The following is a 24482-nucleotide window of genomic DNA, read 5'->3' as shown; positions in this document are numbered from 1 at the left end:
GGGGTTGCGGGTTTTCCAGGAAATAATATTTCGTCCGGCGTGATCGGTGGGGCCGGTGAGGGCGGAGGCGGCGTCACGCAACGCAAATTATCACGCGATTGTGATCGAAACGCGCGGGGCTGGCGGCCGGGTCGCGGGTGCCCGCGGGTATAATGATACGATATCGTAACGATAGTGATGCAATTGCGCGCGGTGGTCAGGCGGGTCGATTTTTGCAATCCGGGCCGGGCGGCGGGGGTGCGGGTGTGGCGGGTTCCGATGGGTCGGGTTCCGGTGCGCCGAACAGGACGTGACGGCGGGAGTCCACGATCGGCGGATGGTCGGGGAAGAAGGGCGGTTCGGCGGGAAGGTCGATGCCCATCGCATGATAGAGCGGGGCAAGGATGCGGATAAGTTTCGGGTTGGCTTGCAGGAAGCCGGTGAATTCAGCGTCCGACAGGAGATGCTGCAGGCCGAAGCGGGCGAAGCCGGTTTCGGGCAGCAGGCGATAGAGCCAGGCTTCGCGACGCGGCAGGGTGAGGCGCTTGCGGCGCGGCTGGTCGGAGGGTGCGGCGGCAGGTTCGGCGTTCGGCCTCGCCTGTGGTTTGGGCGCGGGGCGGTTCGGGCGGGCTGGATGGGCACCGCGCGCGAGGGCGGCGAGGAAGCGGGCGGTAAGGTTGCGCAGGCGGGTCCAGATCAAATGGACCATGGGCGCGGGGATGAAGGCGGCGCGGCCTTTTTCGGCGACGACCGCGCAGAGTGCGTCCATCACGGTGGCGAAGCAGACGATCGTGAAAGGGGGTTGCGCGCGGGTTTCTGACACGCGGGCTTTATAGAACAGGGGGGTGGGGGGTGCGAAAGCGGAATTTGCGATCGCGTCGGTTGCGGCGCGGGAAGCGGGGCGCAGGGCGTGGGAGGGATTGGCGTCCCCGGCGGGATTCGAACCCACGGCCCCAGGATTAGGAATCCTGTGCTCTATCCTGCTGAGCTACGGAGACGTGGCGTTGGTATAGCAAAGCGCCAACGCCGCGCCAAACCGGGGTCAGGCGACCGGTTCGGTGGCTTCCTGGCTCAGGCGGTAGCCGCCGCCTTCGGTGATCAGCAGGCGGGCCTGGTTGGGTTCGGGTTCGATTTTCTGGCGCAGGCGGTAGACATGGGTTTCGAGCGTGTGGGTGGTGACGGCAGCGTTGTAGCCCCAGACCTCGTTCAGCAGGATCTGCCGGCCGACCGACTTGCCGCCGGCGCGGTAGAGGTATTTCAGGATCGCCGCTTCCTTGTCGGTCAGGCGGATGCGGCGGTTCTTGACCGGTTCGTGCAGCAGTTTCATCGCCGGTCGGAACGTGTAGGGGCCGATCTGGAGCACCGCGTCTTCGCTGCTTTCGAAATTGCGCAGATGGGCGCGCAGGCGCGCAAGCAGTTCGGCGAGGCGGAAGGGTTTCGCGACATAGTCGGTGGCGCCGGAATCGAGGCCGCGCACCACATCCTGCTCTTCGGCCGAGCCGGTCAGCATGATGATCGGGATTTTCATGCCCGCTTTGCGCAGCCTGGCGCAGAAACCGCGGCCGTCGCCGTCCGGCAGGCCGACATCGAGGATGATGGCATCGAACCGCTGGTCGCCTTTGGCGAGGATCGCCTCGGCTTCGGCGATCGTGCCCGCCTCTGTCGGGGCGAACTCGTTCCCGGCCTGGAGTTGTTCGCTCAGCGTGGCGCGCAACGCCCGATCATCGTCGACAATCAGGATGGGGTGGTGGCTCGTCATGGTTCGGTTCCTCGAAAAACGCAATTCGACCAGTCGATATGGTTCCCGCGATAACGGCTGCCGCCGTTTCACGCCACCCTTGCGGGGCCGATCACGGCGATTTGCTAAGGCAAGGCACGGTATGAGGCACGCACGGCACGCCCGGCAGGCAATGCCCTGCTGGTTACGACCCGGCGGCGCCCTCTGGCCGATTTGCCTGCCCGCATCCATATATGGGGCTCGTATCAGCCATAGGGCGCGCCGCCCTTTGGCGATATTGGGACAAGATGAATGAATTGCCATGACCCTGTTGCCCTCTGTTACGCCTGATCGCGATGCCGGCGGCGTTTTCCGCGCGGATCGGGTGAGCGCGCCGCGCACGGAGACGACGGGTGCGCCGCGCACCGATACGATGGGCGCGCCTCGCACGGATACGATGGGTGCGCCTCGCACGGATACGATGGGTGCGCCTCGCACGGATACGATGGGTGCGCCTCGCACGGATACGATGGGTGCGCCTCGCACGGATACGATGGGTGCGCCTCGCACCAGGGCCGTCCATCGGGCGGTTGCCGACAGCCGGCGCGGCGTGCCGGTGATCATTGCCGGGCCGCGACCCCTGATCGCCGCGCCCGCCGAGACCGTGGGCGCCGAAGGGTTGCATCTGATCGACCGGCTGGCGGCCGGGCCGGCGTGCCTGCTGCTGGCGCCCGCCCGCGCGGAGGCGGTGCTCGGGGTGGCGATTGCCGAACCGGGTGAGGCGGTCGCGCTGGCCCTGGCGCGGCCGCTGATCGACGCCGAGACGCTGCGCCGGGCGGCGGACCCGACGCTCGAACAGATATTGCCGCGGTTTGACCGCGCGGCCGTGCCGGACCAGGCGGCGGCGGCGCTCGCGCTCGGCAAACTCGCCCGCCTGCTGCCCGCGATGGTCGCGGCCCCGGTGCGCGCGGGCTGGGCATCGCTGCCGCTCGGCGCCGGGCTGCTGGTGGTGCCGGCCGCGGATCTGCTGGCGTATCCGACCGAGCTCGCGGCCACCCTGCACCGGGTCGCCGAGGTGGCGATTCCGCTCGCCGATGCGCCGGATGCGCGGCTGATCGCGTTTCGCGCGCTCGATCAGGGGATCGAGCATATGGCGATCCTGGTGGGCGATCCGGCGAGCCAGGCGGCACCGCTGGTGCGCATCCATTCCGAATGTTTCACCGGCGATCTGCTCGGCTCGCTGCGCTGCGATTGCGGGCCGCAGTTGAAGGGTGCGATCAGGCGCATGGCGGATGAAGGGGCGGGGGTGGTGCTGTACCTGGCACAGGAGGGCCGGGGCATCGGGCTGATCAACAAGCTGCGGGCCTATACGCTGCAGGACGGCGGGCTGGATACGGTCGATGCCAACCGCGCGCTCGGCTGGCAGGCGGATGAGCGGAATTTTCACATCGCGGCTGCAATGCTCGACGCGCTCGGCCTGCATCGCATTCGGCTGTTGACCAACAATCCGGACAAGACCGCCGGGCTGACCGCCTGCGGCATCGAGATCGCCGAACGGGTGGCGCATGTCATGGCGCCCAACGGCGTCAATGACGGCTACCTTGCCACCAAGGCCGCGCGAATGGGGCATGTATTTGAATAATATCGCCCAGGTTCGGGGCGATGGGTATTTATGGCTGGCCCAGGAGCGGTTTCGCGCGGCGATCGGGGCGCGGGGCATCGTGCGGCACAAGGAGGAAGGCGATCGCGGCACACCGGCCGGGCTGCTGGCGCTGCGGCGGGTGCTGTATCGGGCCGATCGCATCGCCATGCCGCGCTGCGCGGTGCTGACCGAGCCGATCGCGCGCAGCGACGGCTGGTGCGATGATCCGCAGCACGCCGATTACAACCGGATGATCCGCGTGCCGCACGCTGGGCGGCACGAGGCGCTGTGGCGGGACGATGCGCTGTATGATGTGATCGGCGTGCTGGGGTGGAACGACGCGCCGGTGATGCCGGGCCGGGGATCGGCGATTTTTCTGCACGCGGCGCGACCTGATTATGCGCCGACCGCCGGCTGCATCGCGCTGGCACCTGACGATCTGATCGCGGTTTTGGCCAGAGGCCTCACCGCGATCGAGGTTATCGCACAATAAAAGCGCGTTCGGGCCGCGGATGGCCCGAACAAAAAATCAAACGCAGGTGATCAGTGTCCGATCGGCACGTTGATGCCGAACGACAGCGTCGGCGGGCCGTAATAGGCCGGCGGCGGCGGCGCGTAATACACCGGCGGCGGAGGCGGCGGGGGCGGCGCATAATAGACCGGCGGCGGCGGCGGGTAGTAACCGCGTGGGCCGCGATAGCCGCCCCGCCAGTCATCGTCGCCGCCGTGATGCCAGCCCGGCCGGCCATGCCAGCCACCGTCATGCTGCCACGGCGGATCGGCGGACGCAGTGCCGGCGGTCGCCACGCCAAGCGCACCAGCCAGCCCAGCCAGAACCAGAATACGCCGGATGGCCTGGCCCTGACGGTTCGGATTGCGGTTCATGATCATAACTCCTCGTTAAGCTACAGACGGATATAGTTACGCATCATGGCAAAGGAGGGGCGGCAATTCGGGCGAAATACGGCTGACGAAAATTTCATGGTCATGGGTTGAGGGATCGATGGGGTTGGGTGATCGGGCTGGGGCAAGGAAGGCCAGGGGCGCTGCCCCTGGACCCCGTTAAAGGCGGAGCCTTTAAAATCCACTAGTTTTAGGCAAGGGGAGGGCGTGGCCTCGGTGGTTCCGTCGATCTGGCCTGGGTCGCCCTCCCCTTGCCTAAAACTAAAGGGTTCTAAGGGCTGAGCCCTTAGTGGGGGTCGAGGGGGCAAAGCCCCCCGCCTTGCTTGCTCCGGCCCAGGCGCCCATCCCCTTTGATCTGACATCCCATGACCATGGGGTCTTGCCGAGGGGTGGGGCGGGGCGGCATTGTTGGGGTGTGTGGGGTTGGGTGGTTTGTGTGATGAGCGGGCGGTTTTTGTGAAGCGGCGGATCAGGGCGATGATTGTCCCGTTGCTGTTGCTGATTGTGACGGGGTATTTCGTGTTCAATGCGATCAAGGGGTCGCGTGGGATTACGGCGCAGCGTCACGATCAGGGGTTGCTGGTGGGGGACCAGGCGGCATTGGCGCGGGTGCAGGCGCGGCGGGACCGATGGCAGGCGCGGGTGGATGCGTTGCGCCATCATGCGATCGACCGGGATATGTTGAATGCGCAGGCGCGTTCGGTGCTGAACCTTGCCAATCCCGATGATCTGGCGGTGCCGTTGAAGCCGTTGCCGCCGGGGGCGTCTGCTTCGGGTGGGGGTGGCGCGCCGGGGGCGGCGGCCGCGCCCTTGCCACCGCCGGGCAAGCCGTGAGCGGGGTCATGCGCTGCGCATAGGTGAGGCGCATGAGGGTGGTGGGGTGCGGGGTTCAGACGGCGCGCGGGTGATGGTTTGAAGGGCGGGTAAGGCGTTAACCGGATTCGGGTTAACGCCCGTATTGCATTGCACCATCGATGTTTTTTTCATGACACGCTTGCCAATCGGCACGGTTGCGGCGATGGAGGGGCGAGTATCGTTGCCCGTTGATTTGATGGAGGGGGATATGGCGGCAAGCCAGGCGAAATCGATCACCAAAACATCTTCGGCGGCGCGCAAGCGCACCGGCAAGGCTGCTCCTGCGCTCGATCGGGATGAATTGCTGGCTGCCTATTCCAAGATGCTGCTGATCCGCCGGTTCGAGGAGAAGGCCGGCCAGCTGTACGGCATGGGGCTGATCGGGGGTTTCTGTCATTTGTATATCGGCCAGGAGGCGGTGGTGACCGGCATGCAGCTGGCGCTGGAGCCGGGCGATCAGGTGATCACCTCGTATCGCGACCATGGCCATATGATTGCGTGCGACATGGACCCCAAGGGTGTGATGGCGGAGCTGACCGGGCGTGCGGGCGGGTATTCGCACGGCAAGGGCGGCTCGATGCACATGTTCTCCAAGGAGAAGGGATTCTATGGCGGTCATGGCATTGTGGGCGCGCAGGTTTCATTGGGCGCGGGGCTGGCGTTCGCCAATCATTATCGCGGCAACGACCGGGTGACGCTGGCGTATTTCGGCGAGGGGGCATCGAACCAGGGCCAGGTGTTCGAGAGTTTCAATCTGGCGGCGCTGATGAAGCTGCCGGTGGTGTTCATCATCGAGAACAATCGTTACGGCATGGGCACCAGTGTTGAGCGGGCATCGGCCTCGCGTGATCTGAGCCAGAACGGCGCGCCGTGGCATATTCCGGGCATGCAGGTGGACGGGATGGACGTGATGGCGGTGAAGGCGGCGGCGGACCAGGCGGTGGCGCATTGCCGCGCCGGCAACGGGCCGTATCTGCTCGAGATGAAGACCTATCGGTATCGGGGTCATTCGATGTCGGACCCGGCGAAGTATCGGACGCGCGAGGAGGTGCAGAAGATGCGCACCGAGCATGACTGCATCGATCTGGCGCGCAGGGAGCTGGAGGCGCTGGGTGTGGCCGAGGATCAGCTCAAGAGGATCGATGACGAGATCAAGAAGCGGATTCAGGAAGCGGCGGATTTTGCGCAGGAGAGTCCTGAGCCTGATGAATCCGAATTGTGGACCGATATTCTGGTGGAGGCATAAGCGATGAGCACGGACGTTCTGATGCCGGCGCTGAGCCCGACCATGACCGAGGGCAAGCTGGCCAAATGGCTGAAGAAAATCGGTGACACGGTCAAATCCGGCGATGTGCTGGCCGAGATCGAGACCGACAAGGCGACGATGGAGGTCGAGGCGGTCGATGAGGGTGAGTTGCTGAAGATCCTGGTTCCGGAGGGTACCGACAACGTGCCGGTGAATGCGCCGATTGCGGTGCTGGGGACCAAGGGCGAGCGCGTTGCGGCGGCGCCGGCTGAGGCGCCACAGGCGGAGGCACCTCAGGCGGATACGAAGTCTGAACCGAAACCCGCGCCGAAGGCGGAGGCGAAGCCTGCGCCCGCGCCTGCAGGCGAAAAGGACTCGGGCGAAAAGGACTCGGGCGAAAAGGACTGGGGCGAAAAGGACTGGGGCCCGACCAGCGAGATGACGGTGCGCGAGGCGCTGCGCGATGCGATGGCTGCCGAGATGCGCCGCGATGGCGATGTGTTTCTGATGGGCGAGGAGGTGGCGCAGTATCAGGGCGCCTACAAGATCAGCCAGGGTCTGCTCGATGAGTTCGGCGAGAAGCGGGTGATCGATACGCCGATCACCGAACACGGGTTCACCGGCATGGCGGTGGGGGCGGCGATGTCCGGGCTGAAGCCGATCGTCGAGTTCATGACGTTCAATTTCGCGATGCAGGCGATCGATCAGATCATCAATTCGGCGGCCAAGACGCTGTATATGTCGGGCGGGCAGATGGGGTGCCCGATCGTGTTTCGCGGCCCGAATGGGGCGGCGGCGCGCGTCGCGGCCCAGCACAGCCAGTGCTATGCCTCGTGGTACGCGCATTGCCCGGGGTTGAAGGTGATCGCGCCCTATTCGGCGGCCGATGCCAAGGGGTTGCTGCGGGCGGCGATCCGTGATCCGAACCCGGTGATCTTTCTCGAGAACGAGATTCTGTACGGGCACAAATTCGAGGTGCCGACCGATGAGGATTTCATTCTGCCGATCGGCCGCGCGAAGATCGAGCGGGTGGGTGATGATGTCACCATCGTTGCCTTTTCGCTGATGGTCGATGTTGCGCTGAAGGCGGCCGAGCTGCTCGACCAGCAGGGGATTTCGGCCGAGGTGATCAATCTGCGGACGATCCGCCCGCTGGATATCGAGACGATCGTCGCCTCGGTGAAGAAGACCAGCCGGATCGTCAGTGTCGAGGAAGGCTGGCCGTTTGCGGGCATCGGCGCGGAGATTGCCATGCAGATCACCGAGCACGCGTTCGATTGGCTGGATGCGCCGCCGACGCGGGTTGCGGGGCTCGACGTGCCGATGCCCTATGCCGCCAATCTGGAGAAACTGGCGTTGCCCCAGCCGAACTGGGTGGTCGATGCCGTGAAAAAACTGTTCTGAACCGGGAGCGCTGCCATGGCCACCAACATCCTGATGCCGGCTCTATCGCCCACCATGACCGAGGGCACCCTCGCGAAATGGCTGAAGAAGGAGGGTGATACCATCAAATCCGGCGATGTGATCGCCGAGATCGAGACCGACAAGGCGACCATGGAGGTCGAGGCGGTCGATGAGGGTGTGCTGGGCAAGATCCTGGTGGCGGCGGGCACCGAGGGTGTGGCGGTGAACGCACCGATCGCCGTGCTGGTCGATGCCGGTGAGGCGGTGCCGAGCGCGGCGCCGGCGGCGAAAGCCGAGGCTGCCGCGCCCACGGCAACCGCGGCGGCGACACCGGCCCCGGCGCCGCGCGGCGAGCCCAAGGCGAACGGGCACGATACGTCCGATCATGGGGCCCGCATTTTTGCCTCGCCGCTGGCGCGCCGCATGGCGAAGCAGGCGGGGCTGGACCTCGCGGGTATTCAGGGGTCCGGGCCGAACGGGCGCATCGTCAAGGCCGATATCGACGCGGCCCGCGGCCAGGCGCCCGCCGCCCCGGCCAGTGCGCCGCAGGCAGGCGCAGCACCGGTCGCGGCAGCTGGTGGCGCACCGGTTGCGGCTCCGGCCCCAAAACCGGCCGAGATCACCGCGCCGCACGATGCGGTGCCGCATTCCTCGATGCGCAAGGTGATTGCCAGGCGGCTGCAGGCTGCCAAGCAGACGATTCCGCATTTCTATCTGTCGATGGATGTTGAACTCGATGCGCTGCTGAAACTGCGCGCCGACCTCAATGCGCAGTCGCCCAAGGATGGGGCGGGCGCGTTCAAACTCTCGGTCAACGATCTGATCATCAAGGCGAGCGCTGTCGCGCTGCGGCGGGTGCCGGCCGCCAATGCCAGCTTCACCGATGACGCCATGATCCGGTATCACGACGTGGATATTTCGGTCGCGGTCGCGATTCCGGATGGGTTGATCACGCCGATCATCCGCAAGGCGGACCAGAAGGGGCTTGCCGCGATCAGCAACGAGATGAAGGACCTGGCTGCGCGGGCGAAATCCGGCAAGCTGAAACCCGAGGAATTCCAGGGCGGGTCGTTCTCGATCTCGAACCTCGGGATGTTCGGCATCACCAGTTTTTCCGCCATCATCAACCCGCCGCAGGGCGCCATTCTTGCGGTCGGCGCCGGGGAGAAACGGCCCGTCGTGCGGGGGTCGGAGTTGGCGATCGCGACCGTGATGACCGTGACGTTGTCGTGCGATCATCGTGTGGTGGATGGCGCGGTGGGGGCGGAGTTCCTCGCGGCGTTCAAGGCGATCGTCGAGGCGCCGCTTAGTCTGATGCTTTAGGGATAAGACAAGATGGTCTTTTTTGAAAAAAAGAACCAAAAAACTTTTTTGGGTTGGGTCGTAGGCTGTGGCGAGCGTGTGCCCCCAGACCAGATTCATGAAAGTTTTTGCTTCTTTTTTCAAAAAGAAGCCTTCGCTTCCTGATGCCTGATTTCACGCTCCGCGACGCGACGCCGGCTGATACCGATGCCGTACTCGCGCTGGTGCACGACCTTGCCGTTTATGAACGCGCGCCGGATGCCGTGGACATGACGGCACCGATGCTGCACGCGGCGCTGTTCGGCGACAGGCCGCTTGCGCACGCGATCGTTGCCGAAGATGAAGACCTTCTCGGCTTCGCGCTCTATTTCACCAGTTTTTCGACCTGGACGGGCAAGGCCGGGATCTATCTCGAGGATCTGTTCGTCAAACCCCAAGCGCGCGGCCGGGGGATTGGCAAGGCGTTGCTGCGCCATCTCGCGGCGGAGGCGATCCGGCGCGATTGTGCGCGGCTCGAGTGGCAGGTGCTCGATTGGAACGCACCGGCGATTGCGTTCTACCGATCGCTCGGGGCCGAACCGCTCGATGAATGGACGCGCTATCGCGTCAAAGGCGAGGCGCTCGAAGCCCTTGCCAAGCAGGAGACCACACATGGCTGATCAGAATTTCGACGTCATTGTCGTTGGCGGCGGGCCGGGCGGGTATGTCACCGCGATCCGCGCGACGCAGTTGGGCATGAAGACCGCCCTGGTCGAGCGCGAGAATTTGGGTGGCATCTGCCTCAACTGGGGCTGTATTCCGACCAAGGCGCTGCTGCGTTCATCGGAAATCAATCATTTGCTCCATAATCTCGGCGAGTTCGGATTTGCGGCGGATAATGTCCGCTTCGATCTCGCCAAGGTGGTCAAGCGCTCGCGCGGAGTGGCGAAGCAATTGTCGTCCGGCGTCGCGCATCTGATGAAGAAGAACAAGATCACGGTGTTCGATGGGTCGGGCAAACTGGCGGGCAAGGGACGTCTCGCCGTCGAGAAGGACGGCAAGCCGGTTGCCACGCTGAGCGCGAATCACATTATTTTCGCAACCGGCGCGCGGGCCCGCGTGCTGCCCGGGCTGGAGCCCGACGGCAAATTCATCTGGTCCTATCGCGAGGCGATGGTGCCGGACATGATGCCGAAATCGCTGGTGGTGATCGGGTCCGGTGCGATCGGCATCGAATTCGCGAGTTTCTACCGCAACATGGGGGCGGCGGTGACGGTGATCGAAGCCCTGCCGCGGATTCTGCCGGTCGAGGATGAGGAGATCTCGGCCTTCATGCACAAGCAGTTCGAGAAACAGGGCATGAAGCTGCTGACCGGGGCGGTGTTCAAGAGCGCCGAAAAGGGCAGCGACAGCATTACCGTAACCATCGAATCCGGCGGCCAGGAGCACCGGATCACGGCGGATCGCGCGATTTCGGCGATCGGCATCGTTGGTAATTTCGAAAATCTCGGGCTCGAGGCGGCGGGTGTGAAGGTGGAGCGCACGCATGTGGTGGTCGATGGGTTCGGCCGGACCGGGGTTAACGGCATTTACGCGATCGGGGATCTGACCGGGCCGCCCTGGCTTGCCCACAAGGCCAGCCATGAGGGGATCATCTGCATCGAGAAGATCGCGGGGCTCAACCCGCATGAATTCGAGACCGGCAATATTCCGGGCTGCACCTATTGCCGCCCGCAGGTTGCTTCGGTGGGCATGACCGAGGCGAAGGCGAGGGAGTCTGGCCGCACGATCAAGGTTGGCCGGTTTCCCTTCATCGGCAACGGCAAGGCGATTGCGATGGGCGAGCCCGAGGGGATCATCAAGACGATTTTCGACGCCGAAACCGGTGAGATGCTCGGCGCGCACATGGCCGGCGCCGAGGTGACCGAGATGATCCAGGGCTATGTCATCGCTCGGCAGCTGGAGACGACGGAATCCGATCTGATGCACACGGTCTTCCCCCATCCCACGGTCAGTGAAGCGATGCATGAATCGGTGCTTGACGCCTATGGTCAGGTCATCCACTTCTGACCGCATGATGCGTACCGAAATAGATCACCGGGTCAGGCACCCGGAAAAGCAGCACCGGAGCGATAATCCGATCCAGCGCAAGCCTGCCTGGATCCGGGTGAAGGCGCCGACGCATCCGATCTATCTCGAAACCCGGACCCTGATGCGCGAGAGCGGGCTGGTGACGGTGTGCGAGGAAGCCGCCTGCCCGAACATTGGCGAATGCTGGTCGCAGCGCCACGCGACCATGATGATCATGGGCGAGATCTGCACCCGCGCCTGCGCGTTTTGCAATGTGTCCACCGGTCATCCCAACCCGCTGGCGGCCGATGAGCCTGAGCGCGTGGCCGCCGCCGTGGCCCGGCTCGGGCTGCGGCATGTGGTGATCACCTCGGTCGATCGGGATGATCTGGCGGATGGCGGGGCGGCGCATTTTGCCGCGGTGATCGGCGCGATCCGCGCCGCGACGCCGGCGACCACGATCGAAATTCTGACGCCCGATTTTCTGCGCAAACCGGGCGCGATCGAAACCGTGACGCAGGCGAAGCCGGATGTGTTCAATCACAATCTGGAGACCGTGCCGCGCCTGTACCCGACCATCCGGCCCGGTGCGCGGTACTTCCAGTCGCTGCGTCTGCTCGACCGGGTCAAGCAGCTCGATGGCGGGGTGTTCACCAAATCCGGTCTGATGGTGGGGCTGGGCGAGACCAAGGCCGAGATCGGCCAGGTGATGGATGATCTGCGGATCGCCGATGTCGATTTCCTCACGATCGGGCAATATCTGCAACCGACCGTTAAGCATGCTGCTGTAGACCGGTTCGTGCCGCCCGACGAATTCGCGGAATTGGCCGCGATGGCGCGCGCAAAAGGGTTTCTGATGGTTTCGGCGACGCCGCTGACCCGATCGTCCTACCATGCCGATGCGGATTTCGCTTCGTTGCGGGCGGCGCGTGCGGCGAAACGGGTGGCCTGACGATGCCGAAATATGCCGAGCGCAAACTCGTGCCGTATCGGCCGGACCAGATGTTCGACCTGGTCGCCGATGTTGGCAAATACCCGCAGTTTCTGCCGTGGTGCGTCGGCGCTCGGGTACGCTCGCATGTCGGCAACGACATGGTGGCCGATCTGACGATCGGGTTCGGGCCGTTCCGGGAGAGTTTCACCTCGCGGGTGACGCTGGAAGCGCCGGAGCGGATTCATGTGCATTACGAGAACGGACCGTTCAAATATCTGCGCAATGAATGGCGGTTCATCGCCGATCCGCGCGGCACGATGATCGATTTTTATGTCGATTTCGAGTTTCGCAGCTTTATTCTGCAAAAGGCGATCGGTGCTGTTTTTGCCGAGGCGGTGCGGCGGATGGTGGCGGCGTTCCTGACCAGGGCGCGGGCGATCTATGGCGCGCCGCAGATCGTGCAGAGGCAGGAAGTAAAGGTCTGAGGCTGATCTTTTCTAAAAAGAGCAGCACCCGACACCGGCACACACCAACGAATAAAAGTTTTTTGGTTCTTTTTTACAAAAAAGAACCCTGTCTTCTACTTAAAGGACGCCCATGTACGCCCCGATTCCCCCCAACCCCGATGCGCCGCCCGTGCGGATCAACCTTTATTCCGACACCCAGACCCGCCCGACGCGCGCAATGCGCGAGGCGATGCTGAACGCCGAGGTCGGCGATGAGCAGCTTGGGCTCGATCCGACGATCAATGCGCTGTGCGCGCGGGTGGCGCGGCTGCTTGGCAAGGAGGCGGCGATTTTCCTGCCTTCGGGGGCGATGTGCAATTCGATTGCGATTCTGACCCATTGCCGGCCGGGGGATGAGATCATCGCCCATGAATCGGCCCATATCATCGAGGCGGAGGGCGGTGCGCCCTGGGCTTTGGCGGGAGCGCGGGTGCATGGGTTGCCGGGCGCGCGGGGATTTTTCACCGCCGATGATCTGCGGGCGAGCCTGCGCGGGGCTTCGCGCTATGCGGCGCCGCAGACGCTGCTGGAGATTGAACAGACGTCCAATCTGGGTGGCGGGGCGGTGTGGCCGCTGGCGGTGTTGCAGGAACTGGCCGGGATTGCGCATGAGGCTGGGATGGCGACGCATATGGATGGCGCGCGGCTGATGAACGCCGTGGTCGCCTCCGGTGTTGCGGCCGCCGATTATGCGGCGCCGTTCGATACGGTGTGGATCGATTTCACCAAGGGCCTCGGCGCGCCGCTGGGTGCGGTGCTGGCGGGCTCGGCTGCGACGATCGACCGGGCCTGGCACTGGAAGCAGCGGCTCGGCGGGTCACTGCGCCAGGCGGGGATCTGCGCGGCGGGGTGCCTGTATGCGCTCGATCATCATGTTGAACGCCTGGCTGAAGATCACGCCAATGCGAGGCGGCTGGCCGAAGGGCTGGCCGGGGTGGCGGGGCTCGTGGTCGAGCCGCCGGATACCAATCTGGTCTATGCGGATGTCGCGACCAGCGGCAGAACGCCGGCTGCGTGGGCGGAGTCGTTGCGGGCGCGGGGCATCATGGTCTCGGTGATGGGGCGCATGCGGTTGCGGCTGTGCACGCATCTCGATGTGTCGGCGGCGGATATCGAGGAGACGATTGCGGCGTTCGCCGCGATCAACTGAGCGGTTTGCGCGGCGCCCGCGGCCTTGTGCCGGCATCGGTCACGCGCGGCTTTGTGCCGCCATCCGCCGCGCGCAGCAGATCATCGATGGCGGAGACGGTCGCGGCGGGCAGGTGGCGCAGTTGCCGGGCGAAGCGGTTGGCGAGGGCGGTTTGTTCGGGGGTGAGGCCGGCGCTGTCGAGTTTCGGTCTGGGTTTGGACAGGCGGGCGCGGTCGGCGAGGTCGTGGGCGTCGTCCCAGATCAGGTCGAATTGTTCGCAGATCTGGTGGATCAGCCCTGGCGAGGGCGCGCCGCGGCGGCCGTGTTCGAGTGCCGAGAGATAGGCGGGCGAGACATCGAGCGCGGTGGCCATTGCGCGCAGGGTGATGCGGCGGTCGGCGCGGATCTGGCGGAGTTTGGCGCCGAACGGCGTCATGCCCGCCGGCGGCGGAGCAGCACGCGCAGCGCCCCTTCATTGGCGGCGTGGGGGTGGCAGACCGCGAGGATCAGGGCGTGGAGCGGGGCGTCGTTCAGCCAGAACGGCACTTCGCGGCGCAGCACGCCTTCACCGCCCGCGCGGCGGCCATGGCCGGTGACGATTTCGACACAGCGCATGCCCTGAGCCGATGCGCCGGCGATCAGCGCCATGACCGCGATATGGGCGTTCGGCTTGGTCATGCCGTGCAGATCGAGCACGCGTTCGGGGGCGATTTTGCCGGCGCGGAAGCGTGACCAGGTGGCGCGGTCGAGCCCGGGAGGGGCGGTGCCGATCGCGAGCGCGGCGCGGCGGGGCGGTGTGGGTTTCGCTCGCGGCGGTGGCGCTGGCGGCGGTTCGGGGCTGGTTGGTGCGGCGGGCGGGCGAGGTATCGGGGCGGGCTCGGGCGACACGGGCACGCGCACGCCGGGCAGGGGGGCGACATGGCGCAGATAGCGCGCCCAGGCCTCCAGATCAGCCGCAGGAATGGTTTTCGCCCTGATTCCCATGACCCAACCAAAAAAGTTTTTACTGCTTTTTTTTACAAAAAGAAGCGCTTACGCGCCTTGCCGATCATCGGCTCCCACCAGGACGATGTGCAGCCGCCGCGGCCCGTGCGCGCCGAGTTCCAGGGTGCGCTCGATATCCGCCGAGCGTGACGGGCCGGTGACCAGCATGACGTTGCGGGGCATGGCACCCGCCTGGCGCAGATTGTCGAACGCGTCCTCATAGGGGCCGACGATGGCGGCGGTGTCGAGCACGACGATTTCGGTATCGGGCAGCAGGTTCAGCGTGGTGGGCGTGCCCGGGCCGGAGGGCAGCATGAGGGTGCCGGTTTCCGCGATGCCGGCGAAGCCGGCCTGGACCGAGACCATGTCGCTCGGCGCGGCGCGGCCGAAGCGCGTGGTCAGCAGGGGGTTGGCCGACCAGTCGATGCTCTCGAGCGTCGGGTGCGGCGCGATGGCGAGTTCCATCGGCAGGTTCTGGGCGCGCAGATAGGTCGCGATCGCTTCGGGCAGGGCGGTTCGGTCCTCGATGCGATCGATCGTTGCGAACTCGCGCGTGGCGTTGGCGATGAACAGATCGACCAGCCCGGCATGATCGCGTGCGACGCGGGCGGGAATGATCTGGCGGGGGTGGGCGGTGAGGCGGGCGTGCAGCATCATCGACTGGTCGGCCGGCAGGGCGCCACGGCCGAGGCCGCGGCGGATGGCGGCGAGGATGGCGGTGCGCTGGTCGTTCGAGGTGGCGTTCATCGGCTGCGCTGCTCCCTGGCATAGCGGGCAAAAAACGTCTCGCCTTCGGGGGCGGGCATGTCGCGGTCCCTGGTCCAGGCGCCGGCGAGCGGCAGGGCGCGGAACGAGCCGCGTTTGCGCCCGGCGAGGCCGAGGCTCCAGGAGGCGATGCGCGTGACGGCGCGGTAGAGCGCGGGCCGGCGGGCGAAAAATCCCCACACGCCAATGCCGTAGCGGCCGGTGGCCGGGGAGAGATTGCGTTCGAACGCACGTTCGCGCCAGTGGCGCATCATGCCGGTGAGCGGGATTTTCATCGGGCAGACGCTCTCGCATTTGCCGCAGAAGGTGGAGGCGCTGGGCAGCAGATGCGCCTGGTCGGCGCCGAAGATCGCCGGGGTCAGTACGCTGCCCATCGGGCCGGAATACATCGAGCCATAGGCATGGCCGCCGACCGTGAGATAGACCGGGCAATGGTTCATGCAGGCCGAGCAGCGGATGCAGCGCAGCATGTCCTGGAACGCGGAGCCGACCATGTTGGAGCGGCCGTTGTCGAGCAGGACGACGTGGTATTCCTCTGGCCCGTCGAGGTCGCCCGGGCGCTTCGGGCCGGTGGAAAACGTGGTGTAGACCGAGAATTCCTGCCCGGTTGCCGAGCGGGCGAGCACGCGCAGCAGGGAGAGCGTATCCTCGATGGTGGGGACGACTTTTTCCAGCGATGCCAGTACGATGTGCACGCGCGGCAGGGTTTGGGTGAGGTCGCCGTTGCCTTCGTTGGTCACGATGATCGAGGTGCCGGTTTCCGCGATCAGGAAATTGGCACCGGTGATGCCGACATCGGCGGCGAGGAATTTTTCGCGCAGCACGGCACGGGCCTCGGCCTGGATGTCGCGTTTTTCGGCGAAGATGCGGTCGGCCGGCAGATGGGTGTGGGCGGCGCGGAAGCTTTCCTCCCAATCCTCGCGGTTGAGGTGAAACGCCGGGCCGATGATGTGGCTGGGCGCCTCGTTGCGCAATTGCAGGATGTATTCACCGAGATCGGTCTCGATCGGCTCGATGCCCTGCTCGGCGAGGAAGTCGTTGAGGCCGATTTCCTCGGAGATCATCGACTTGCCCTTGGTCGCGGTGCGCGCGCCGACGCGCTGGCAGATGCCGAGCACGGCGTTGCGGGCATCCTCGGCGGTGCGGCACCAGTGGACCTGGCCGCCCTTGGATTCGACCTGGCTGGTGAAGGCTTCGAGGTAGTAATCGAGATGGGCGATGGTGTGGTTCTTGATGCCCTTGGCGGTTTCGCGCAGGGCCTCGAACTCCGGCAACCCGGCCACGGCGTTGGCGCGCGACAGGGCGAAGGGTTTTTTGGCGCGGTCGAGCGCTTTTTGCAGCCCCGCATCCGCCATGGCGTGGCGAACATTGTCCTTGAAATCGGGGCTGGTATTGAGCATCGGCCACTCCTTGGTGTCGGGCGCTTGCGAGCGCAGTCCATTGTAGAGCGTGCCGGTCGTGAAGCAAAGCCGCCAAACGGACGGTCTTGCGGTGTGGGGGATTTCTTTCCCGGTCAAAAAAAAGGGCGGCACTCGCGTGCCGCCAAGTTTAGGGAGGAAACGTCCAAGAAAGCAAACAAAGCGAACTGGTCGCCGTGTTGCTGAGATCGTTATATCCAGACCGCCGGCATGATGCAAGAACTTTTTTGCAGTGCAGCATCGCTCATTGTGGAGGAATCCGGGGTGTTTGGGTGCAACCGAGGCATGGTGGCGTATTTTCGGTCGGAATTTTATTAAATTTTAAGCATCGGGGCGGATACTGCCCGATATGGATTGCAAACGCGCCACCGTGATCGGTCTTGTCGGGCTCGCGACCCTGCTGGCGCGCCTGCCCGGCGCCTGGGCGTTGCCCGCCGGCATCGTGCCGCCGCTGGGCCCGATCGGTGATCCTTCGGCGTTGTGCGCCGCTGCGCTCAATCTCGCGGAGGGGGTCGTTCATACGCCGGCCGGCCTGCTCAACGCCGTGGCGACCGTGGAATCCGGTCAGCGTGATCCGCAGACCGGGCAGGTGGCGCCCTGGCCCTGGACGATCGATGCCAATGGCACCGGCCATATCTATGCCACCGAAGCGCAGGCCGTCGCGGCGGCCCAGAGTTTTGAAAATCAGGGCATCACCTCGCTCGACATCGGCTGCATGCAGATCAATCTGCTGCACCATCCGACCGCGTTTGCCACACTGGCCCAGGCGTTCGACCCCGCTTCGAACGCGCTGTACGGGGCGCAGTTTCTGCGCCGGCTGAAAACCCGGTTGGGCGGGTGGGATCCGGCGGTGGCCGCGTATCATTCCGAAACGCCGGCGCTCGGCTTGCCCTATGAGCAGAAAGTGCTGGCGGTCTGGCATGATCACGGTGGGCCGGCACCGGTGCTGCTGCCGGTTGCGGCGGGCATGGCGGGTATTCCGAAACCGGCGAAAGCGGATGCGAAACCCGCTCCCGGGGCGATCGCGCTGCGCCAGTTCGGGGTGGGTGGTTTCGCATTTGCCGGGTTGCATGGCCATCCGCAGATCCTGCCGATTGCCGCACCGGGCGGTGCCGCCCCGGCGGGTGGGATGGTGGGGCGCGGGCTTGCGGCCTATCGGCGTAATCCGATCCCCATCACCGGGGCGAAATGATCCCCCGGTTCAGGACAGCAGCGGGCCCCAGGACGGATCGGTTGCGTTGGTCGGCGTCGGCGTGATGCGTTCGTTGAACCCATCCGTGCCGATCGTGACCAGATGCGACACGTTGCCGACCCGGAGCGGCGTTTGACGGTAGAACATGATCACGCGGCCATTGGGGCAGAAGGTCGAGCCTTCCTCGAGATAGCCTTGCGACAGGATGCGCTCGCCCGACCCATCCGGCTTCATCACACCGATGCCGAAACCGCCCGAACCCAGCCGGGTGAACGCGATCAGATCGCCGCGCGGCGACCAGTCCGGCTCGGCATAGCGGCCGCTGCCGTAGGAAATCCGCTGCACGTTCGAACCATCGGCGTTCATGACGAACAATTGCTGGTCACCCGAGCCGTCGCGGTCCGAGTTGAACACGATCTTGCTGCCGTCCGGGCTGTAACAGGGCGTCACGTTGATCGAATTGGCATCGGTCAGCGCGGTCTGCCTGCGGCTGGCCAGATCGTATTTCACGATCATCGCGCCACCGCCGTGCGAGACCGAGACCAGCAGCGCCGATCCATCGGGGCTGAAACGCGGACCGAAACTCATATCGCCGAAATTGCCGACCACGCTGCGGGCGCCGGTTTGCAGATCGAACAGGAACACCCGCGGGTTGTTGCTCTCGAAACTGACGAAGGCGAGTTGCTGGCGCGTCGGGTTGAACTGCGGCGACAGCGCCATCGAGCGGCCCGAGGTCAGGAAGCGCGTGTTGGCACCATCGTAATCCATGACCGCCATGCGCCGGGTCGGCCCGGTCGGGGGGCCGGAGACCGAGATATAGGCAACCCGGGTGTCGAAATAGCCCTTCTCGCCGATCATCTGCTGATAGATATCGTCGGCGATGATATGCGCGATCCGCCGCCAGTTGCCCGAAGCCGTGGTGTAGGCGGTGCCCTGCAACTGCTTTTGCTGCGACACGCCCCACAGCCGGTACTCGACCCGAACCTGGCCGCCACCCTGGTCGGTCACGCTGCCGGTCACCAGCGCCTGCGCCCCCAGGATGCTCCAGTTCGCCCAGACCGGCACCCCATTGGCCACCGAATTCGGCACGAAACTGTTTGCATCGATCGACCGGAACAGACCGCAATGATCGAGGTCCGCCGTAATCACCTGGGTGATCTGGTCGCCAAGCTCCGATGGTCCGGCGCTTGCGTTGGTGAAGGGCGGCAGCGCGATCGGGATCGGCGCATTGTGCGCGCCCGAGACGTTGATGGCGTCGTTCGGGCCGTTGCCCGCAGTGCCGCCGCCGGACGGCGCGCTCTGCGCCCGTGCCAATCCCGGCAGGATCAACCCGGCGGCACCGGCACCGAGCATCAGGCGGCGCGACAGCGGCGGCAGGCGTTCCACCAGCGTGTCGGGCACATGCGGATGGGGCACATGCGGATGGGGCGCAGGAATGGAGCGATTGGTTGTCATCGATGACCTCTGTCCTGTAATTTCGGCGAAGTTACGGCGTGAACCGGAAAATGAAGGTGTGAACCGAGCCGAGCATATAGGGCGGCAGCGGTAGTTTGGCACATTGATAGTTTTTCACCGCATCGACAGCCCGCTGGGCAAATGCGCTGAACACCGGATCGCTCAGCTTGCCCTGATCGGCCGGGGCGACCTCGGCCTCGCGCACCACGCCTGAAGCATCGGTCACCACCTGCAGCAGCACGCTGAAACTGGACACGCCGGGCGCGCCGGCATCGATGCCCCAGCAGGGTTGAACCTCCGAGCCGATCGCGTTGCGCTGCGCGGCCGACAGGCCGGAATTCGCCGTGCTCATTTTGGTGCCGCCGCCCTGCGGTGCGCCGCCCTGGCGCGGATTGTACTTCGCGGTCGGCGCCTTTTTCTGCTTTTCCAGCGACCGCAATTTGGCAATCGTGTTCAGGACCGACTGGCTCATGGGCGCCGGCGTCTTGACCACGTGCTTCTGGCTGGTCGGGCTTTTCTGCGCCGGCGTGGGCGGCTGTTTTTTCGGCGGCAAGGGCAGCTTCTTGGCCGGCTTGACCTCGGTTTTTTTCTGCGGCGGATGCGGCGGCGGGGGCGGTGGGGTCGGCAGGGGTGTCGGTGCGCGTGTCGGCGGCGGTGGCGGGGGTGCCGGCGCGGGCGGGCGCGGCAGCTTCGGCTGCGCATGCGGGGCCGGCGGTGGCGGTGGCGGCGGCGGCGGGGGTGCGATCTTGGGCTGGTCCTTCGGCTTCTGCTTGGTCAGATGCGCCTTGTGAACCCGCCTGGTATCGGCCGGCGCCGGCACCTTGCCCTTGTGCAACGCCTGTTGCGGCACGTGCGGACCGATGATCGTGACATCGACCGCCGCCGTCGCCGGAGCCTTCAGATGCTCGGTCGGCAACACCACGATCGCCAATAGGATCACGGCCAGATGCACCAGCCCTGACACGATCGCCCCACGCCGTAAACCCCGGTCCATGGTCAGCTCTGGGGTGGGGGGTATGGGTGGGAAGAAGGCCAGGGGCTCTGCCCCTGGACGCCGCTGGGGCCTGAGGCCCCAGACCCCCGGAGTTTTGGCAGGGGGCAGCGCCCCTTGGCCTTGTTCCTGCTCATGTCCCTCAACCCCATAGGCGACCCCGGATCAGTGTGCGGACGGGGTGGGTTGTTGGGCGAGGAGGGCGACTTTATCGAACCCGCCGTCGGTGATCGTGGCCATCACTTTCAGCATGGTGCCGTAGGGCACGCTGGTATCGCCGCGCACGAAGATGCGGCGGTCGGTGTTGTTCTTGGCGATTTGTTGCAGCGTGGCGACCAGATTATCGAGGGCGACCTTGGAGTTCTGCAGATAGACATCGCCGCCCGCGTTGACGGTGATGGTGATGGGGGTTGCGTCGGTATTGACGGGTTTGGCGTTGGCGTGTGGCAGGTTGACCGACACGCCGGAGGTGATGAGGGGGGCGGTGATCATGAACACGATCAGCAGCACCAGCATCACGTCGACCAGCGGGGTGACGTTGATTTCCGCCATCGGCCGGTAGCGGCTGCGCCGGTTGCCGCGTTTGTTGTCGAGCAGACCGCCGGCCATTATGCGCGCTCTTCGGCTTGGCGGGACAGGATGGCGCTGAATTCGGCGCCGAACGCTTCGAGGCGGGCGGCGACGCGGGAGAGATCGGTCGAGAGCTTGTTATAGGCGAGCACGGCCGGGATGGCGGCGACCAGGCCGATCGCGGTGGCGAACAGCGCTTCGGCGATGCCGGGGGCGACGACCGCGAGATTGGTGTTGTGCATGGCGGCGATGGCGGCGAACGAGTGCATGATGCCCCAGACGGTGCCGAACAGACCGACGAAGGGGGCGACCGCGCCGATCGAGGCGAGGAAGACCATGTGGCGTTCGAGCCGTTCCATTTCGCGCATCGTGGTCACGCCCATGGCGCGGTCGACGCGTTCGTTGACGCTTGATCGCACGATATCGGCACCGGCGACGCGCGAGGAGCGGCGCCATTCGCCCATGGCGGCACCGAACACCGCGGCCATCGGGTGGCCGGGCTCGGCGCCTTCCTGTTCGTAGAGCTCATCGAGGCTGCGGCCGGACCAGAACTTGTCCTCGAACGCGGTGGCGTCGCGGTTGACCCGGCGGATGGTGATGGTTTTTTCGATGATGATCGCCCACACCCAGATGCTGGCGGCCAGCAGCAGGAGCATGACGAACTGCACGACGAAGCTCGCCTGCAAAAACAAGCCCAACAGCGACAAATTCGCGCTCGGTGCGGCGAGTCCCGCGGCGTTGACAGCCTGATCCATCTTCAAGTCCCTTCCACGGCACCGCGGCCGTCTGCTATTCCGTCCATCCGCATCCGCTCCAGCGCCGTGCGCATCGGCGCCGGCAGCCGTGCCGCCCGCCCGCTTGCCGCATCGACGCAGGCGAGCACCAGTGCGATGCGTACCAGCGCCAGATTGTCGCGCCAGACCGTCTGATCAAGCGTGACCGTCGCCGCGGCGATCGTGATGATCCGCGTGGCGACGATCAACGCATCGTCGAGTCGTGCGGGCCGCTCATAGTCGATATTGGCGCGGCGCACCACGAACATCCTGCCATGCGTGGCGATCATTTCCGCGTGGGGCATCCCGAGCGCGCGCAGGGCCTCGGACCGGCCCCGTTCGGCATAGCGCAGATAATTCGCGTGATAGACGATGCCGCCGGCGTCGGTATCCTCGAAATAGATCCGCAACCCCAGGCGGTGGGTGCCGTTGTGCAGCGCGTTCATGGCTCGAACAGCAGATCCTGCTGGCCGTTGGGGGCGGGCGGCGGCAGGATGCCGAGATGCGCCCAGGCATCGCGCCCGAGCATCCGCCCGCGCGAGGTGCGGGTGAGGAAGGCTTCCTGGATCAGGAAGGGTTCCACCACGTCTTCCAGCGTGTCGCGCGGTTCGGACAGCGCGGCGGCGAGGGTTTCGATGCCGACCGGGCCGCCGTTATGGTGTTCGGCGATGCGGCGGAGGTAGCGCCGGTCCATCGCATCGAGGCCGCGCTGATCGACGTCGAGCCGGCGCAGTGCCGCATCGGCGGCGGCGCGATCGATGACGGTGGTGCCCGCGACGGTTGCAAAATCGCGAATTCGCCGGGTCAGCCGGCCGGCGATGCGCGGCGTGCCGCGCGAGCGTTTGGCGATTTCGGCGGCACCGTCCGGGGTCAGGTTCATCCCCAGCAGCTGGGCGGCGCGTGTTACAATCCGTGTCAATTCTTCCGGCGTGTAGAAGATCAGCCGCAGCGGGATGCCGAACCGGTCGCGCAGCGGGTTGGCGAGCAGGCCCGAGCGGGTGGTGGCGCCGATCAGCGTGAAGCGCGGCAGGTCGATCCGCACCGAGCGCGCGCCCGGCCCTTCGCCGATGATCAGGTCGAGCACGAAATCCTCCATCGCGGGGTAGAGCACCTCCTCGATCGCCGGTTGCAGGCGGTGGATCTCGTCGATGAACAGCACGTCCTTCGGCTGCAGATTGGTCAGGATGGCGGCGAGATCGCCGGCTTTCTGGATGATCGGGCCGGAGGTCGCGCGGAAACCAACCCCCATTTCACGCGCGATGATCTGCGCCAGCGTGGTCTTGCCGAGGCCGGGCGGGCCGTGCAGCAGCACGTGGTCGAGCGGATCGCCGCGCCCGCGGGCGGCTTCGATGAAGATGGCGAGGTTTTCCCGGCTGGCCTGCTGGCCGGTGAAATCGGCCAGGGTCTGCGGGCGGAGTGCGGCTTCGGGACCGTCTTCGGCGTCGCGCGCGCCTGACAGCAGGCGGGAGTCGTCATCGCCGTTCATCGGGCCAACCGGCGCAAACCGTCGCGGATCAACACATCGAGCGCGGTTTCGGCACCGAGGGCGGCGAGCGTGGCCGCGACCGCCTGTTCGGCTTCACTGCGCCGGTAGCCGAGGTTGGTGAGGGCGGAAATCGCATCGCCCGCGATACTGGGTGCGGCTGGGGCTGGTGCGATCGCCACGACGCCGAACGCAGCACCGGTCGGCATCGCGGCGATGCGTTCGCGCAGTTCGGCGATCAGCCGGGCCGCGAGTTTGGGACCGACGCCGGGGGCGCGGGTGATCGCCGCGCGATCGGATGATGCGATGGCGCCGGCCAGCCGGTCGGGCGGCAGGGCGGACAGCAGGGCCAGGGCGACTTTCGCGCCGACGCCCTGCACCGTGGTCAGCAGGCGGAACCAGTCGCGTTCCGCGCCGTCGATGAAGCCGTACAGGGTGATGGCGTCTTCGCGCACCTGGGTTTCGATCAGCACGCTCGCGCGCGCCGGTGGCGCGGGCAGGGCCGCGAGGCTGCGCGAGGACAGGAACACGACGTAGCCGACGCCATTCACATCGATCAGGCAGCGCCCGTCCTCGATCTGTTCGGCAAGGCCGGTCAGTTTGCCGATCATGCGGCCCCGGTCAGCAGGCTGGGCATCACCGCGGTGGTGGCAAGGTGATGCGCGTGGCAGATCGCGACGGCGAGGGCGTCGGCGGCGTCGGCGCGCCGGATGGCGGCGCCGGGCAGCAGCCGGCGGACCATGAGTGCGACCTGGGATTTTTCGGCATTGCCGGTGCCGACCACCGCGCGTTTGACGGTTTTCGCGCCATATTCGGCAACCGGCACGCCCGCCCTGGCGGGTGCGAGCAAAGCGACACCGCGGGCGTAGCCGAGTTTCAGCGTCGCGGTGGCGTTGCGGTTGACGTAGGTTTCCTCGACCGCGGCGTAATCGGGCGTGTAGTCGCGCAGCAACTGGTTCAGCGCGGCATCGAGCACGCGCAAGCGTTCAGCGACCGAGGCATCGCCATCGGTGGCGATCACGCCGTCCGCCACATGGCGCAGGCGGTTGCCATCGACCTCGATGATGCCGAATCCGGTGAATCTCAGTCCCGGATCGATCCCTAGAATCCGCGCGCGAATCGCCATGGCCACGTTATACGCGCGCGCCACCGCGGACCCAAACGACCGGATGGTCATGGTGGCCG

27 protein-coding genes and 1 tRNA gene are annotated in these 24482 nt (G+C 65.8%); 12 read left to right on the top strand and 16 right to left on the bottom strand.

The features are described 5' to 3' along the window. Window positions 1-196 precede the first annotated feature (196 nt). The 3 genes from AruPA_RS07755 to AruPA_RS07745 form a co-directional block, all read right to left on the bottom strand. Window positions 197-928: a hypothetical protein gene (locus tag AruPA_RS07755; RefSeq protein WP_265636095.1), complete on the bottom strand. Its 732-nt coding sequence runs from the start codon at window positions 926-928 to the stop codon at window positions 197-199. Continuing rightward, window positions 901-977, bottom strand: a tRNA-Arg gene (locus AruPA_RS07750). The genes AruPA_RS07755 and AruPA_RS07750 overlap by 28 nt, the downstream gene beginning before the upstream one ends. Before the next feature lie 44 nt (window positions 978-1021). Then, window positions 1022-1738 (bottom strand): response regulator transcription factor, encoded by a 717-nt coding sequence (locus tag AruPA_RS07745; RefSeq protein ID WP_265636094.1) that lies wholly within the window; start codon window positions 1736-1738, stop codon window positions 1022-1024. A gap of 487 nt (window positions 1739-2225) precedes the next feature. On the opposite strand from AruPA_RS07745, the gene ribA reads away from it, so the two are divergent. Further along, window positions 2226-3338 (top strand): GTP cyclohydrolase II, encoded by a 1113-nt coding sequence (gene ribA, locus AruPA_RS07740; protein ID WP_265636268.1) that lies wholly within the window; start codon window positions 2226-2228, stop codon window positions 3336-3338. Next, window positions 3325-3831, top strand: coding sequence for a L,D-transpeptidase (locus AruPA_RS07735; protein ID WP_265636093.1), 507 nt, complete (start codon window positions 3325-3327; stop codon window positions 3829-3831). The genes ribA and AruPA_RS07735 overlap by 14 nt, the downstream gene beginning before the upstream one ends. A 50-nt stretch (window positions 3832-3881) precedes the next feature. On the opposite strand, the gene AruPA_RS07730 is transcribed toward AruPA_RS07735, so the two are convergent. Then, window positions 3882-4223: a hypothetical protein gene (locus AruPA_RS07730; RefSeq protein WP_265636092.1), complete on the bottom strand. Its 342-nt coding sequence runs from the start codon at window positions 4221-4223 to the stop codon at window positions 3882-3884. A gap of 495 nt (window positions 4224-4718) precedes the next feature. On the opposite strand from AruPA_RS07730, the gene AruPA_RS07725 reads away from it, so the two are divergent. The 9 genes from AruPA_RS07725 to AruPA_RS07685 all read left to right on the top strand — a co-directional run bounded on the left by AruPA_RS07725 (window position 4719) and on the right by AruPA_RS07685 (window position 13687). Continuing rightward, entirely contained in the window at window positions 4719-5075 is a 357-nt protein-coding gene (locus tag AruPA_RS07725; RefSeq protein WP_265636091.1) for a septum formation initiator family protein, read from the top strand. Between the two features lie 229 nt (window positions 5076-5304). Beyond that, window positions 5305-6342, top strand: a complete 1038-nt coding sequence (gene pdhA, locus AruPA_RS07720; protein ID WP_265636267.1) for a pyruvate dehydrogenase (acetyl-transferring) E1 component subunit alpha — start codon at window positions 5305-5307, stop codon at window positions 6340-6342. A 3-nt stretch (window positions 6343-6345) separates the two neighbouring features. After that, window positions 6346-7746, top strand: a complete 1401-nt coding sequence (locus AruPA_RS07715; protein ID WP_265636090.1) for a pyruvate dehydrogenase complex E1 component subunit beta — start codon at window positions 6346-6348, stop codon at window positions 7744-7746. Window positions 7747-7761: 15 nt separating this feature from the next. Then, on the top strand, window positions 7762-9069 hold the full coding sequence (locus AruPA_RS07710) for a pyruvate dehydrogenase complex dihydrolipoamide acetyltransferase (protein ID WP_265636089.1): 1308 nt from the start codon (window positions 7762-7764) through the stop codon (window positions 9067-9069). A 143-nt stretch (window positions 9070-9212) separates the two neighbouring features. Next, window positions 9213-9707, top strand: coding sequence for a GNAT family N-acetyltransferase (locus tag AruPA_RS07705; RefSeq protein ID WP_265636088.1), 495 nt, complete (start codon window positions 9213-9215; stop codon window positions 9705-9707). Next, complete coding sequence (gene lpdA, locus AruPA_RS07700) at window positions 9700-11097, top strand: dihydrolipoyl dehydrogenase (RefSeq protein ID WP_265636087.1); 1398 nt, start codon at window positions 9700-9702, stop codon at window positions 11095-11097. Before AruPA_RS07705 ends, lpdA begins: the two co-directional genes overlap by 8 nt. 7 nt (window positions 11098-11104) lie before the next feature. Beyond that, entirely contained in the window at window positions 11105-12049 is a 945-nt protein-coding gene (lipA, locus tag AruPA_RS07695) for a lipoyl synthase (RefSeq protein ID WP_265636266.1), read from the top strand. Window positions 12050-12051: 2 nt separating this feature from the next. Next, a complete protein-coding gene (locus tag AruPA_RS07690; protein WP_265636086.1) occupies window positions 12052-12516 on the top strand; it encodes a type II toxin-antitoxin system RatA family toxin in 465 nt (154 codons plus the stop codon). Between the two features lie 112 nt (window positions 12517-12628). Then, window positions 12629-13687: a low specificity L-threonine aldolase gene (locus tag AruPA_RS07685; RefSeq protein ID WP_265636085.1), complete on the top strand. Its 1059-nt coding sequence runs from the start codon at window positions 12629-12631 to the stop codon at window positions 13685-13687. Here the strand turns inward: AruPA_RS07685 and AruPA_RS07680 are convergent. From AruPA_RS07680 to AruPA_RS07665, 4 genes are read right to left on the bottom strand one after another with little or no spacing between them, the layout of a single operon-like run. Continuing rightward, a complete protein-coding gene (locus tag AruPA_RS07680) occupies window positions 13680-14102 on the bottom strand; it encodes a helix-turn-helix domain-containing protein (RefSeq protein ID WP_265636084.1) in 423 nt (140 codons plus the stop codon). The two genes, AruPA_RS07685 and AruPA_RS07680, sit on opposite strands and share 8 nt — an antisense overlap. Then, window positions 14099-14650 (bottom strand): Smr/MutS family protein, encoded by a 552-nt coding sequence (locus AruPA_RS07675; protein WP_265636083.1) that lies wholly within the window; start codon window positions 14648-14650, stop codon window positions 14099-14101. The genes AruPA_RS07680 and AruPA_RS07675 overlap by 4 nt, the downstream gene beginning before the upstream one ends. A 48-nt stretch (window positions 14651-14698) precedes the next feature. Then, a complete protein-coding gene (locus AruPA_RS07670) occupies window positions 14699-15397 on the bottom strand; it encodes a lactate utilization protein (protein WP_265636082.1) in 699 nt (232 codons plus the stop codon). After that, the gene (locus AruPA_RS07665) at window positions 15394-16815 is read right to left on the bottom strand and encodes a lactate utilization protein B (RefSeq protein WP_265636081.1); all 1422 of its coding nucleotides are present in this window, start codon (window positions 16813-16815) and stop codon (window positions 15394-15396) included. Before AruPA_RS07665 ends, AruPA_RS07670 begins: the two co-directional genes overlap by 4 nt. Window positions 16816-17182: 367 nt before the next feature. Here AruPA_RS07665 and AruPA_RS07660 point away from each other — a divergent pair, with 367 nt between their 5' ends. Then, entirely contained in the window at window positions 17183-18025 is an 843-nt protein-coding gene (locus AruPA_RS07660) for a transglycosylase SLT domain-containing protein (RefSeq protein WP_265636080.1), read from the top strand. 9 nt (window positions 18026-18034) lie between these two features. On the opposite strand, the gene tolB is transcribed toward AruPA_RS07660, so the two are convergent. The 8 genes from tolB to ruvC form a co-directional block, all read right to left on the bottom strand. Further along, window positions 18035-19480 (bottom strand): Tol-Pal system beta propeller repeat protein TolB, encoded by a 1446-nt coding sequence (tolB, locus tag AruPA_RS07655; RefSeq protein WP_265636079.1) that lies wholly within the window; start codon window positions 19478-19480, stop codon window positions 18035-18037. A 31-nt stretch (window positions 19481-19511) separates the two neighbouring features. Then, complete coding sequence (locus AruPA_RS07650) at window positions 19512-20474, bottom strand: hypothetical protein (protein WP_265636078.1); 963 nt, start codon at window positions 20472-20474, stop codon at window positions 19512-19514. Between the two features lie 162 nt (window positions 20475-20636). Continuing rightward, a complete protein-coding gene (gene tolR, locus AruPA_RS07645; protein WP_265636077.1) occupies window positions 20637-21080 on the bottom strand; it encodes a protein TolR in 444 nt (147 codons plus the stop codon). Next, window positions 21080-21796, bottom strand: a complete 717-nt coding sequence (gene tolQ / locus AruPA_RS07640; RefSeq protein WP_265636076.1) for a protein TolQ — start codon at window positions 21794-21796, stop codon at window positions 21080-21082. Before tolQ ends, tolR begins: the two co-directional genes overlap by 1 nt. Window positions 21797-21798: 2 nt before the next feature. Next, window positions 21799-22260, bottom strand: a complete 462-nt coding sequence (gene ybgC / locus AruPA_RS07635) for a tol-pal system-associated acyl-CoA thioesterase (protein WP_322784389.1) — start codon at window positions 22258-22260, stop codon at window positions 21799-21801. Next, window positions 22257-23300, bottom strand: coding sequence for a Holliday junction branch migration DNA helicase RuvB (gene ruvB, locus AruPA_RS07630; RefSeq protein WP_265636075.1), 1044 nt, complete (start codon window positions 23298-23300; stop codon window positions 22257-22259). The genes ybgC and ruvB overlap by 4 nt, the downstream gene beginning before the upstream one ends. Beyond that, window positions 23297-23908, bottom strand: coding sequence for a Holliday junction branch migration protein RuvA (gene ruvA / locus AruPA_RS07625; protein ID WP_265636074.1), 612 nt, complete (start codon window positions 23906-23908; stop codon window positions 23297-23299). The genes ruvB and ruvA overlap by 4 nt, the downstream gene beginning before the upstream one ends. Further along, entirely contained in the window at window positions 23905-24423 is a 519-nt protein-coding gene (gene ruvC, locus AruPA_RS07620) for a crossover junction endodeoxyribonuclease RuvC (protein ID WP_265636264.1), read from the bottom strand. The genes ruvA and ruvC overlap by 4 nt, the downstream gene beginning before the upstream one ends. Between the last annotated feature and the right edge of the window lie 59 nt (window positions 24424-24482).

The sequence above is a fragment of the Acidiphilium sp. PA genome (genome assembly GCF_026191915.1).
In the GTDB taxonomy this organism is placed as follows: domain Bacteria; phylum Pseudomonadota; class Alphaproteobacteria; order Acetobacterales; family Acetobacteraceae; genus Acidiphilium.
The sequence above is the reverse complement of the archived record's forward strand: the minus strand, read 5'-3'. Positions and strand labels throughout refer to the sequence as shown.